At 67.8% G+C, this 12,520-nt stretch carries 10 protein-coding genes; 7 read left to right on the forward strand and 3 right to left on the reverse strand.

Annotated features, from left to right (window positions below; genetic code table 11):
• Window positions 1-8 precede the first annotated feature (8 nt).
• The 3 genes from A9310_RS04440 to A9310_RS04450 are packed head-to-tail and all read left to right on the forward strand — an operon-like array spanning window position 9 to window position 4,185.
• Window positions 9-2,558 (forward strand): sensor histidine kinase KdpD, encoded by a 2,550-nt coding sequence (locus A9310_RS04440; RefSeq protein ID WP_065629548.1) that lies wholly within the window; start codon window positions 9-11, stop codon window positions 2,556-2,558.
• Window positions 2,555-3,259, forward strand: a complete 705-nt coding sequence (locus A9310_RS04445; RefSeq protein WP_065629549.1) for a response regulator — start codon at window positions 2,555-2,557, stop codon at window positions 3,257-3,259. The genes A9310_RS04440 and A9310_RS04445 overlap by 4 nt, the downstream gene beginning before the upstream one ends.
• A complete protein-coding gene (locus A9310_RS04450) occupies window positions 3,256-4,185 on the forward strand; it encodes an aminoglycoside phosphotransferase family protein (protein WP_065629550.1) in 930 nt (309 codons plus the stop codon). The genes A9310_RS04445 and A9310_RS04450 overlap by 4 nt, the downstream gene beginning before the upstream one ends.
• A 720-nt stretch (window positions 4,186-4,905) precedes the next feature.
• Here A9310_RS04450 and A9310_RS04455 read toward each other — a convergent pair.
• Window positions 4,906-5,658, reverse strand: a complete 753-nt coding sequence (locus tag A9310_RS04455) for a maleate cis-trans isomerase (RefSeq protein WP_065629624.1) — start codon at window positions 5,656-5,658, stop codon at window positions 4,906-4,908.
• Window positions 5,659-5,712: 54 nt separating this feature from the next.
• On the opposite strand from A9310_RS04455, the gene A9310_RS04460 reads away from it, so the two are divergent.
• The 4 genes from A9310_RS04460 to A9310_RS04475 all read left to right on the forward strand — a co-directional run bounded on the left by A9310_RS04460 (window position 5,713) and on the right by A9310_RS04475 (window position 9,912).
• Window positions 5,713-7,119 (forward strand): amidase, encoded by a 1,407-nt coding sequence (locus A9310_RS04460; protein WP_065629551.1) that lies wholly within the window; start codon window positions 5,713-5,715, stop codon window positions 7,117-7,119.
• The gene (locus A9310_RS04465; RefSeq protein ID WP_065629552.1) at window positions 7,116-7,652 is read left to right on the forward strand and encodes a DUF3830 family protein; all 537 of its coding nucleotides are present in this window, start codon (window positions 7,116-7,118) and stop codon (window positions 7,650-7,652) included. The genes A9310_RS04460 and A9310_RS04465 overlap by 4 nt, the downstream gene beginning before the upstream one ends.
• A 10-nt stretch (window positions 7,653-7,662) precedes the next feature.
• A complete protein-coding gene (locus A9310_RS04470) occupies window positions 7,663-8,451 on the forward strand; it encodes a GntR family transcriptional regulator (protein WP_065629553.1) in 789 nt (262 codons plus the stop codon).
• 75 nt (window positions 8,452-8,526) lie between these two features.
• A complete protein-coding gene (locus tag A9310_RS04475; protein WP_065629554.1) occupies window positions 8,527-9,912 on the forward strand; it encodes an MFS transporter in 1,386 nt (461 codons plus the stop codon).
• On the opposite strand, the gene A9310_RS04480 is transcribed toward A9310_RS04475, so the two are convergent.
• Together A9310_RS04480 and A9310_RS04485 are read right to left on the reverse strand one after the other, a co-directional pair.
• On the reverse strand, window positions 9,909-11,117 hold the full coding sequence (locus tag A9310_RS04480) for a M20 family metallopeptidase (RefSeq protein ID WP_065629555.1): 1,209 nt from the start codon (window positions 11,115-11,117) through the stop codon (window positions 9,909-9,911). The two genes, A9310_RS04475 and A9310_RS04480, sit on opposite strands and share 4 nt — an antisense overlap.
• Window positions 11,114-12,352, reverse strand: coding sequence for a PLP-dependent aminotransferase family protein (locus tag A9310_RS04485; RefSeq protein ID WP_065629625.1), 1,239 nt, complete (start codon window positions 12,350-12,352; stop codon window positions 11,114-11,116). Before A9310_RS04485 ends, A9310_RS04480 begins: the two co-directional genes overlap by 4 nt.
• Window positions 12,353-12,520 lie beyond the last annotated feature (168 nt).

The raw sequence follows: 12,520 nt of genomic DNA on the forward strand, positions 1-12,520 counted from the left end.
CTCGGCCGATGACGTCAGCGGCGACCGGGCACCACGATGGTCGCGGCAAACTGCGGGTGTTCCTCGGTTGTGCGCCCGGCGTCGGCAAGACCTACGAGATGCTCGCGCAGGCCAGAACCCTTGTCGACGAGGGCACGGACGTCGTGATCGGGGTCGTCGAATCCCACGGTCGGGTCGCGACTGCCGCTCTCGCGGAAGGTGTGGAAGTCGTCCCGCGCACCAGGCGCCCCTACCGCGGGACACCGTTGGAGGACATGGACCTCGACGCGGTGCTGGCTCGCCGGCCGCAGGTGGTGCTGGTCGACGAGCTCGCCCACACGAATGTCCCCGGGCTCCGAAACCGCAAGCGGTGGGAGGACATCGAAGAGTTGCTCGCCGCGGGGATCGACGTCTACTCGACGATCAACATCCAGCATCTGGAGAGTCTGAACGACGTCGTCGCCCAGATCACCGGAGTGGTGCAACGGGAGACCGTGCCCGACGACATCGTGCGCGGTGCCGACGAGATCGAACTCGTCGACATCGATCCGCAAGCGTTGCTCCAGCGCCTGTCCGCGGGCAAGGTCTATCCGAACGGGCGGGTCGACGGTGCCCTGGCCAACTACTTCCGGCAGGGCAACCTCACCGCGCTGCGCGAGCTCGCGCTGTTGTGGCTCGCCGACCAGGTCGACGACAAGCTCGCGGATTATCGTGCGGCGCACTCCATCACCGAGACCTGGGAAGCGCGTGAACGGGTCGTGGTGGCCGTCACCGGTGGCGCCGAATCGCCTACCCTGCTCCGACGCGCGAGCCGGATCGCATCGCGGTCGAGCGCCGAACTGCTGGCCGTCCATGTGGTCCGGGGCGATGGGCTGACCGGTGCGGGCGTGGACCTCGCCGCACTCAAGGAGCTCGCGACGGGATTCGGGGCGCGAATCCACACCGTCGTCGGCGACGACATCCCGGACACGCTGCTGGACTTCGCACGTGGCGTCAACGCCACCCAGCTCGTACTCGGCACCTCGCGCCGACCGCGATGGCAGCGGATCTTCGACGAGGGCGTCGGCGCCGCCGTGGTGAGCGAGAGCGGGCGCATCGACGTGCACATGGTGACCCACGACGAGACCTCGCGCCGGTCTCGACTCGACATTCGGGACACCCGCTTCCATCGGCCGCTGAGCTGGGTCTTCGCGGTGCTGGTTCCGGCCCTCGTGACCGGGGTGCTCCAGCTGCTCGACCCGTGGCTCGGTTTCGCGAGCCAATCGGCGCTGTACTTCGTTGCGGTGCTGGCGGTGTCGATGCTCGGTGGCATCCTGCCGGCCGCGTTGTCGGCGGTCATCTCGGGGCTGCTCCTGAACTACTTCTTCACCGATCCGAGATTCACGTTCACGATCAGCCAACCCGACAATCTGATCACCATCCTGGTGATGTTGTTGATCGCGGTCGCGGTTGCCGCGCTGGTGGATTCGGCTACCGTTCGACGTGCTCAGGCGCAGGACGCCGCCCGCGAGGCCGAACTGCTCGCGCTGTTCTCCAGCGTCGTGCTCGGCGGCGCCGACGTCCCGGTGCTGCTGGATCGGTTCCGGGAGACCTACGATCAGTCGGCCGTGTCGGTGGTGCGGCGGACCTCGCGGGTCGGCCGGACGGTCGAGGCCGCGGTGGGCGACTCACCGCCGACGACCCCGGAGGACGCCGACACCGTCTGCGTCGTGCCGGGTGACGAGTTCGAACTGCTCCTGCGCGGGCCGAAGCTCGGGGCGCGGGATCGTCGCGTCCTGTCGGCCGTGGCCGGGCAGGCGGCGGGCGCCGTGCAGCGTCACGCCCTCGAAGCCGAGGCGGCGACGGCCGACGCGCTCGCGCGCACCGACGAGCTACGGCGGGCCCTGCTGTCGGCGGTCGGACACGACCTGCGGACGCCGTTGGCCGCGGCGAAGGCGGCGGTGTCGAGCCTGCGCAGTGACGACGTCACCTTCAGCGACGAGGACACCGCGGAACTGCTGGCGACCGTCGACGAGTCGGTCGACCACCTCACCTCGCTGGTGGGGAACCTGCTGGACTCCTCGCGGCTCGCGGCAGGGGCGGTCCGGCCGCAGCGGCAGCGGACCTTCCTCCCCGAGGTCGTGCATCGCGCCGCGGTGACGGCGGGGCGACCCGACCGACAACCGGGCCCGGTCTTCGATCTCGAACATGCTTGGGCGTATACCGATCCCGGACTGCTGGAGCGTGCGCTGGCGAACCTCATCGACAACGCGCGCCGACACGGCGGCGGGCAGGTCGAGATCACCGCCCGGTTGACCCCCGCCGACCCGCCCCGATGCGTGATCCGGGTCGTTGACCACGGAACCGGTCTCCCGATGGTGGATCGAGACCAGATCTTCGTACCCTTCCACCAGAATGGCGACACCAGCGGCGCGTCGTCGGGGGTGGGCCTGGGGCTGTCGGTGGCGCGGGGATTCGTCACGGCAATCGGGGGCGTGCTGAGCGTCGAGGACACGCCGGGCGGTGGCGCCACGACGGTCGTCGACCTGCCCGCGACCGACGAGGATACGCACGCCGAGACCGAAGTGCCGACTCGATGAGCGCCGAGAAGACGCGGGTCCTGGTCGTCGACGACGAACCGCAGTTGTTGCGAGCCTTACGGATCAACCTCAACGCGCGTGGCTTCGCGGTGACGACCGCGGCGACCGGGGCCGCCGCGCTGACAGCGGCCGCGCGGGAGAACCCGCACGTCGTGGTGCTCGATCTCGGCCTGCCCGACATCGACGGTCTGACGGTTCTCGAGGGACTGCGCGGATGGACGACGGTGCCCGTCATCGTCCTGTCGGCGCGCACCGACGCTGCCGACAAGGTCGTCGCGCTGGACTCGGGGGCCGACGACTACGTCACCAAACCCTTTGGCATGGAGGAGTTCCTGGCCCGGCTGCGAGCTGCGCTACGGCGCGGAGCCGTGTCGAACGCGACGTCGGAAGCACCGGTCGTGGACGCGGGTGCCTTCGTCGTGGATCTGGCCGCCAAACAGGTGACGCGCGGGGAGGTTCCGGTCCACCTGACGCCGACCGAGTGGGGCATCCTGGAGATGCTGGTGCGTCAAGAGGGAAAACTGGTGTCGCAGAGTGACATCCTGACCACGGTGTGGGGCCCGGGGTACCTGGGGCAGAGCAACTACCTGCGCGTCTACCTGGCGAGTCTTCGACGCAAACTCGAGGAGGACCCGGCGCACCCGCAGCACCTCCTGACCGAGGCCGGAATGGGCTACCGGTTCGTCCGCGGCGCACTGTGATCACGGCGTCGGAGATCCCGGTCGGTCTGTCGGAGCAGGCCGCGCTCGGTCCGCTGTGGGTGGACTGGCTGTCGCGTCTACCGGGCGCGGTCTCGGCGCTCCTGGACGAGCGGGGATTGCGTCGTGACGGCGACGAGTTGTGGCACGGGTTCGAGTCACTCGTCGTTCCCGTGCTCGATCGGCAGGGTGCGCGGGCGGTCCTCAAGGTGGCGTTCGACGGTGACGACGAAGGTGCGCAAGAGGCACTGGGACTGCAACATTGGCACGGTCGCGGAGCGGTACGCATGTTGCGCGCCGATCCGCGTCGTCGCGCGATCCTCCTCGAACGACTGACGCGACGCGATCTGACCACCGTCGACGATGACGAAGCATGCCGGGTGGTTGCCGGGATCTACGGCCGGTTGCACGTCCCCGCGCCGGGGCGGCTGGCGCTCCTCACCACCCACCTCGAGCGCTGGCTGGACAACCTGGCCGGCATCCCGGGGGACGCCCCGGTACCGCGACGGTTCGTCGAGCAGGCGCTGTCGGTCGGCCGGGACTTCCTGGCCGACACGGCCACCGTGGGTGTCATCGTGCACGGCGACCTGCACCACGAGAACGTCCTCGCCGATGCCGACGGCCGATGGGTCGCCATCGACCCCAGCCCGATGTCGGGGGATGCGCACTACGAACTCGCCCCCATGCTGTGGAATCGCCTCGGCCCGCGCGTGTCCGACGTCCGGTACGACATCCGCCGCCGCTTCTACTCCATCACCGATGCGGCGGACCTCGATCCGGACCGGGCCCGCGACTGGGTCATCGTCCGGATGATCCTCAACGCGCACTGGGCGATCGAGGACGCCGACCGCGCATCGCGCCCGCTCCGACCGGCCGACCGGGAGTGGATCACCACCTGCATCACCGTCGCGAAAGCGGTCATCGACTGACCCGTCGACCGTGCGCCGATTGTTGACAGCGCGTCGAGGTCGAGGAGCCCTCCCTCCGCTGGTTGAGCCGGCACGTCCCGCTGGTTGAGGCGGCACCCCCCTCCGCTGGTTGAGCCGGCAGCTCCCTCCGCTGGTTGAGCCGGCACCTCCCTCCGCTGGTTGAGCCGGCACCTCCCTCCGCTGGTTGAGCCGGCACCTCCCTCCGCTGGTTGAGCCGGCACCCCCCCTCCGCTGGTTGAGGCGGCACCCCCCCTCCGCTGGTTGAGCCGGCAACGAGCCGCTAGGCGAGTCGCCGTGTCGAAACCACCTGGTGACCCGAGAAACTCAACTGCCGACAATCAGGCCGGCGTCATTCCGGACTGTCTCAGGATTTCGGCCTGCCGGCGTGACACGCCAGCACGCCTGGCTACGCCTCCGCGACGACATCGACTCGACGTACGCACTTGCGGCGCTATCGGGTTGGTCGAATAAGGGCCGAGATCCATATGGGTTTGTCTGGTTACCAGGTGGTTTCGACACGGCGCCTCGCTCCGCTCGGGGCCGGCTCAACCAGCGGGCGGGGACACCCCTCAACCAGCGGGTAGGGGCATCCCTCAACCAAGGGGTAGGGGACACACTCTGACGAGACCGGTGAGTGGTTTCGACTCGGCGCTTCGCTCCGCTCGGGGCCGGCTCAACCAGCGGGTGGGGACACCCTCAACCAGCGGGTGGGGACACCCCTCAACCAGCGAGTGGGCCGGGCGGAGAGGTGAACAAGCTCCCGAGTCGGGGAACGTCGACCGTGAGCCCGGTGAGTCGGAGCCCCTCCCACGCGGTGACCTGATTCGCGGTCAGCACGGGTTTGCCGAACTTGGCCTCGAGGTCGACGACCCACATCGCGGTGTGTAACGCGGTGTCGGGGACCAGGATTGCCTGTGCCGAGTCGGAATCGGCGACCGACAGCATCTCGAACAGTCCGTCGCCGTCGAACATCCCGGCCTCGGTCGCCGTCCCGATGTCGTTGGCGCGCAGGGCCACCACCTCGACACCCGCGTCGGCGAGGAACCCGGTGAAGCGACTAGCCAGTGGTTCCGGATAGGTGGCGGCGATCGCGACCCGTGACAGACCGAGATGCCGGCAGGCCGCGACGAAGGCCAGTGACGTCGACGACGACGGACGGCCGGACTTGTCGGCGACCTCGGCGGCCTGGCGTCGGGCACCGTCGAAACCGTAGACGAAGCTGCCCGAGGTGCACGCCCACATCAGCGCCGATGGGTGGTGGGCCTGCGCTCGCCGCACGCCGTCGAAGAGGCGGTCCTGCTCGCCGACCGCAGCCATGGCCTCGACGGTGTGGTCGTCGGAGTCCACCTCGGTGATCACGACCGGCAATCGGACCTCGGAGTGGGGCTCGGCAGCGCCGATCGCGGCCTCGATCAGTTCGAAATCGTCCTCGGCTGCGTGGCCGGGGTAGAGCATTGCGACGGTGGTTGTCACGCCCACACCTCCAAGGTAGATTGTCAACAATCTACCAATCTTCCGAGGGGGCGCATGACGGACGCCACGCGGTGGCTCAGCGCCACGGAACTGGCCGAGGCCTACCGTACCGGCGAGCTGACGCCGGATTCGGTGGCGGCGGAACTGCTCGACGCCATTGACGAAGTCGACCCGTCCATCAATGCGTTCTGCCTCATCGACCGCGAACGCACGTGCGCCGAGGCCCGGGAGTCCACTGAGCGATTCGCCGCCGGGACACCCCGTGGCCCGCTCGACGGCGTTCCGGTCTCGATCAAGGACCTGTTGCTGACCGCCGGATGGCCGACGTTGCGCGGCTCGCTGATGATCGAGCCCGATCAGATGGTGTGGGACATCGACGCTCCCGCGGTGGCACGTCTGCGTGAGGCTGGTGCGGTCCTGCTCGGAAAGGTCACCACACCGGAATTCGGATGGAAAGGCGTCACCGACAGTCCGCGCACGGGCGTCACCCGCAATCCGTGGGACACCTCGCGTACGTCGGGCGGGTCGAGCGGAGGCAGTGCCGCGGCGCTCGCGGCCGGCTTGGGTCCGCTGTCGGTCGGCACCGATGGTGGCGGTTCCATCCGGATACCGGCCGCCTACTGCGGCGTCGTCGGGTTCAAGCCGACACTCGGCCGGGTGCCCATGTATCCGCCGAGCCCGTTCGCGCCGGTGGCCCACGTCGGTCCGATGACGCGGACGGTGTCGGATTGCGCTGCGCTGCTGGATGTCCTGAGCGGGTTCGATCCCCGTGACTGGTCCGCACTGCCGTCGCCGACAACCAGTGCGGTCACCGCGGTCGCCGACGTTCGCGACCTCGCCGATCTGCGTGTCGGCTACAGCGCCGATCTCGGCTTCGGCACCAACGACCCAGGCGTACAGGCCAACACCGACCGGGTGGCGTCGGTACTGGAACAGCTCGGGGCGACCGTGGAGAAGGTCGATCTCGGATGGGAGGACCCGGCCTGGGCCTACCACGTCATCTGGTTCGCGGGTGCCGACGTCGTTGTCCGCGGGCTCGGACCGCACGCGGCCGAACACGTGGACCCGCTGCTGATCGACGCGGTGGAACGGCATTCCGGTTTCACTGCAACCGATTTCGTCAGCGCAACCGCGCTACGGATGGAGATGGGTACCCAGATGAGCCTGCTCCATGAGGAATTCGACGTCCTGCTGACGCCGTCGATGCCGACGGTGGCGTTCGAGGCCGGTCGTATCGTCCCGGACGGGGTGGGGTCGCCCGACTGGACATCCTGGACTCCCTACAGCTACCCGTTCAATCTCACCGGTCAGCCGGCGATCACCGTGCCGAGTGGATTCGCCGATGGTCTGCCGACCGGCGCACAGTTCGTCGGCGCCCGGCATCACGACGCGACGGTGTTGCGCGTCGCGGCAGCGTACGAGGCGGCCGCCGGCTTCACGATGTTGGGAGACCGCGCGTGACCGACGAACAGCGAACCGGCCCCGCGGCCCGACATGACCGGTTCATCACCGTGACATTGGAGAAGCGCGGGGTCACGGCGGTCGCCCGGATGCTCGATGCCGAGGCGCCTCGCACCGCAGCTGCGGTCTGGGACGCATTGCCGCTGGGCGGTCAGGTGTTTCACGGAAAGTTCGCCCGCAACGAGATCTACACCCTACTGCCGGCCTTCTCCACGGCCGAACCGGGCATGGAGAACACCACCATCACGCCCATCCCGGGCGACCTGTGTTACTTCACCTTCGACGGGGTGCTCGAGAACCCGGCGTATGGCTACGAGCTCGGCTCGGCCCCCGCCGAGCACCGGCTCCTCATCGACCTCGCAGTGTTCTACGGCCGCAACAATCTGCTGGTCAACGGTGACGTCGGATGGGTGCCGGGCAATGTGTTCGCCACGATCATCGAGGGTCTGGACGACTTCGCCGCAGCCTGCAATGACGTCTGGATGGGCGGCGCGCGCGGGGAAACACTGACTTACGCGCGCCATTCACGGTAAGAAAGAGGGAATGACGGTGACCATGAAGGTGGGGGCGAAGACGCCGGGTCCACAGGACCCGGGGACGAATCGAACCGTCGTCGACCAGGCGATACAGGATAAATCGCCACGTCGGCGGGTGCTGTCGCCGCTGGTTCAGGAATCGACACCGGCGATCATCGCGCGTAAGTTGCACGATGCGATCGCAAACGGGGACTTCGCGCCCGGCTCGCAGTTGACGGAGTCGGGGCTGGCGGCCGATCTGGGCGTCAGTCGTGGTCCGCTGCGCGAGGCCATGCAGCGCCTGACCGCGGAAGGACTGCTGGTCAGCCACCGTAACCGCGGCTTGTTCGTCGTCTCGATGGAAGAGGACGACATCCGGGACATGTACGTCGCGCGCACTGCGGTGGAACGCGCTGCTGTGCAACAGGTGATCGCGCACCGCGAGCAGGAGGCGGTGGAGGCACTGGGCGGCGCGGTCGACGCGATGCGCGTGTTCGTCGACGAGCCGAACGGCGCGGGGATGGCCGAGGCCGACATGGCCTTCCACCAGACCTTGGTGGAATATGCCGGAAGTCAACGACTTTCGCGGTTGCACGAGACGATCCTCGTGGAGACGCGAATGTGTCTGCGAGCCATGCGAGGGACGTACTCCTCGGGAAAGGACCGGATCGACGAACACCAGGCGTTGGTGGACGCCATTGCCGCGGGAGACGCCGCGGCGGCCGATGCTCTGATGATCGAGCACATGGCCGACGGGTTGCGTCGCCTGCTCGGGGACGGCGAGGACGCCGCGAACCTGCAGGTGGCGAGGGGCTGATCGCCCGCGGCCCCGGGTCCACCGATCGCAGCTACAAGATCGACCCTCAGCGGCCCCACGACTCAGGAAGCGCAGATGAGCGACACGACGACAGCAGACAGTTACGAGCAGCTCGCACCAGACCCGAACTCACCAGAGGGCAAGAGACTTCTCCGCAAGGCCATCGGCGCCTCGGCGATCGGCAACGCGACCGAGTGGTATGACTACGGCGTCTACGCCGCGGCCTCGGTCTACCTGACGCAGGCGTTTTTCCCGGGGGAGTTCGGAACCGTCGGCACCATGCTGGGTTTCGCGATCTCCTTCGTCTTGCGGCCCCTCGGCGGTATGGTCTGGGGACCGATCGGCGACCGCATCGGCCGCAAATCGGTTCTGGCGATGACGATCCTGCTCATCTCCGGCGCGACCGCACTGATCGGCCTGTTGCCGACGCATGCGTCGATCGGGTTCTGGGCGCCCGTCCTGCTCATCCTGCTCCGTGTCATCCAGGGTTTCTCGACCGGCGGCGAATACGGTGGTGCCGCAACGTTCATGGCCGAGTACGCGCCCGACAACAAGCGCGGAAAGTACGGCTCGTTCCTCGAATTCGGCACCCTGGCCGGTTTCTGCGGCGGCACACTCTTCGTCCTCCTGCTGCAATTGGCGTTGTCCGACAGCCAGATGGATCAGTGGGGATGGCGCRTCCCGTTCCTGCTCGCGCTGCCGATGGGCCTGATCGGGCTGTACCTGCGGTCGCAGATGGAAGACACGCCGGTGTTCCAGGAACTCGAGCAGGACAACGAGATCAAGGGCTCGGCCTGGACCCGGTTCAAGGATCTGCTGGTCAACTACCGGCGTCCGATCATCACCATGTTCGGTCTGGTGATCGCGCTCAACGTGGCCAACTACACCCTGCTGGCCTACCAGCCGACCTACCTGCAGAACACCATCGATCTGTCCGAGACCTCGGCCAGCGTCGTCAACCTCATCGGCCAGCTCGTGATGATGCTGCTGATCCCGTTCTTCGGATGGTGGTCGGACTCGACCGGCCGCAAACCCATGTGGTGGGGTTCGCTGATCGGCCTGTTCGTCCTCGCGCTGCCGCTCTACTGGCTGATGGGGCAGGGATTCGCCTGGGCCATAGTGGCATTCGTCATCCTGGGTGTGCTGTACATCCCCCAGCTGGCGACCATCTCGGCCACCTTCCCGGCGATGTTCCCGACCCAGGTCCGCTATGCCGGTTTCGCGATCTCCTACAACGTCGCGACCGCGGCATTCGGCGGAACCGCGCCGCTGGTCAACGATGCGGTGGTCGAGAGCACCGACTGGAGCCTGTTCCCCGCGGTCTACATGATGGGTGCCTGCGCCATCGGCATGGTCGCCCTGGTCTTCCTGAAGGAGACCGCGGGCGCCTCGCTGCGCGGTACCGAGATCCCGAGTCTGGAAAACGATTTCACGAGTCTGCAGAAGCAGAAGGTGAACTAGGGGCCCAGCAGCCGCATCGCGGCGAGGGCGTAGGCTTTCGCCGCGGTGGCCAGGTCGGCGATGGCCACCGACTCGTCCGGTTGGTGGGCGTCGGTGTTGATGTTTCCCGGACCGAGGACGATCGACGGGACACCGAGGTCGCGGCTGACGAAGCCACCGTCGCAGGCCGCAGTCCAGCCGCCGACCGAGGTGTCCGCCCCGGCATCGGTGACCGCACCGACCGCTGTGGTGACGAGCGGGTGCGTGGCTTCCGTCGCGAAACCGGGCATCTCCATGGTCACCCGGACGTCGACGCTGATGCCGTCGGTGTCGATTCCTCTGTCGCTGATCGCTCTTCGCAGATCGTCGGCGATCCGGTGCGGGTCCTCATCGGGCATCAGGCGCCGGTCGATGCCGAGCGAACAACCCGGTGCCACCACCGAGATGCCCTGTCCGCCTGTGATGGTGCCGACATTCCAGGTGCCGTGACCGAGCAGGTCGTCGGCCGTCTCGGCCAGCCGTTCACCGTCGGCGCGGATGATGTCGACGACGGCGGCCGCGGCGTCGATGGCGCTGCGACCATCGGTGGGACGTCCGGAATGAGCCGCGCGACCGGTCACCTCGACCTCGATGTACGACGCACCGCGGCAACCCCGGACCACCTGCATGTCGGTGGGTTCGGCGACCACGCAGCCGCGGAACTCGAGGTCGGCGGGGCGGCCCACGAAGTCCCGCACCCCGGTCCCGTGTTCCTCCTCGTCGACGGTGCACACCAGGCGGACCGGTCCGGAGAGTTCGACCCCGACCTCGGCGGCCCGGCGTAGCGCGGTCATCGCCGCGACGACGGCGGCGAGTCCGCCTTTCATGTCGGTGGCACCGCGGCCGTAGATGCGGCCGTCGCGGATGCGGACCGTGTACGGGTCCGCTGACCAGCCGGGACCGGCCGGGACCACGTCCGAATGTCCGAGGAACATCAGTCCCGGTCCGGTGCCGGCAGGCACGGTGGCGACGAGGTTGGGCCGCCCCGGTGCCACTTCGTGGGTCACGACGTCGAAACCGAGCGCGCGGCAGGCACTCTCGAGCACGTCGACCGCGGCTTCCTCGGTACCGCCCGGGTTCTCGCTGGGCGTCTCGACCAGTGCCGAGGTGAGCGAGGTGATCGCGGCCTCGTCGATGAAGCCGAGCACCGCGGTCTCGGCGGCGGTCAGGTCTGGTTCACGACTCACCCGGCCATCTTCTCAAGACTGGCCGTGAGACGTCGGACACCCTCGTCGATCCGTTCCGGGGTGCTCGACGCGAAGCAGAGACGCATCGAGTTGCGGAAGCGTCCACCGGGCGACAGCGCGGGGCCGGGAATGAACGCCACCCCGTCCGCGAGCGCGACCTCGAAGAGTTCTCGCGTGTCGATCTCGGCGAACTCGTCGCGCAACGTGACCCACAGGAAGAAGCCGCCCTCGGGGTCCGTGGTCACCACCCGATCGCCGAGATGACGTCTGATGGCGTCGAGCATGGCCTCTTTGCGCTCGCGGTACAGCAGGCGAATCCCGGCGAGATGGTCCTCGAGTCCGCCGCGGGCGATGTACTCGGCGACGATGTGCTGGTTGGGCACGTTGGCGCAGGTGTCCATCGCCTGCTTGCCGTTGATCAGCAGCTGGCGTAGGGAGGGATCGGCGTCGACCCAGCCGACACGCCAGCCCGGCGCGAGGATCTTGGAGAACGTGCGCACCGAGAAGATCAGCGGGTCGCCGGGGCTGAGCGTCTGGAAGGTCGGGATGTCGGTGCCGGCGAACCGCAACAGCCCGTACGGGTCGTCGTCGATGATGACCGACCCCCAGGTGTGCGCCAGCCGCAGCAGTTCGCGGCGGCGCTCCTCGGACATGGTGACGCCGGAGGGATTCTGGAATGTCGGGATCGTGTAGATCGCTTTCGGCGTCTGACGGGTGCGTGCGACGAGCGCTTCGAGCTGATCGACCTGCATGCCGTCGTCGTCGACGGGAACCTCGAGCAACTGCGCGCCGTAGGACAGCGCAGTCGCACTGCCATTGGTGTACGTGGGGGACTCGACGATGACCAGATCCCCGGGATCGACGAACAGCTTGCAGGCGAGGTCGAGTCCCTGCATCCCGCCGGTGGTGATGACCAACCGGTCGAGGGACGACGGGTCGGGGGTCGTGGCGAGATAGTCGACGAGCAGTTGCAGCAGCCGGGGCTCGCCTTCCGTGGCCCCGTAGGTGAATGAGGTGTGATCGAGGATCTCACCGGCGATCTGACGGAACTCGTCGGCCGGTACGGCCTCGTCCGCGGGGGAGCCCATCGCGAACCGCACGATGTCGTGGGACTGCGCGGCGAGCAGCGAGGTCGACGAGTCGATCATCGAACCGACGAGGTCCTTGGCGCGGCCCGCCAACGGCAGTGTTGGTGCCGAATGTCGGGTCTGATAGGCGGTTTCGGTTGTGGTCACTTTCTTCACCTCGTCTCGGCAGCCCTTCGTGGCTCGTCGCTTGCGCTCCTCGCACCTCAGGGATCAGATTGTGTGGTCGTCGTGTTGGTTTCGGACCTCAGGGATCAGGTGGTGTGGTCGTTCGTGTTGGTTTCGGACCTCAGGGATCAGATTGTGTGGTCGTCGTGT

The organism is Gordonia sp. UCD-TK1 (assembly GCF_001691435.1).
Lineage (GTDB): Bacteria > Actinomycetota > Actinomycetes > Mycobacteriales > Mycobacteriaceae > Gordonia > Gordonia hongkongensis.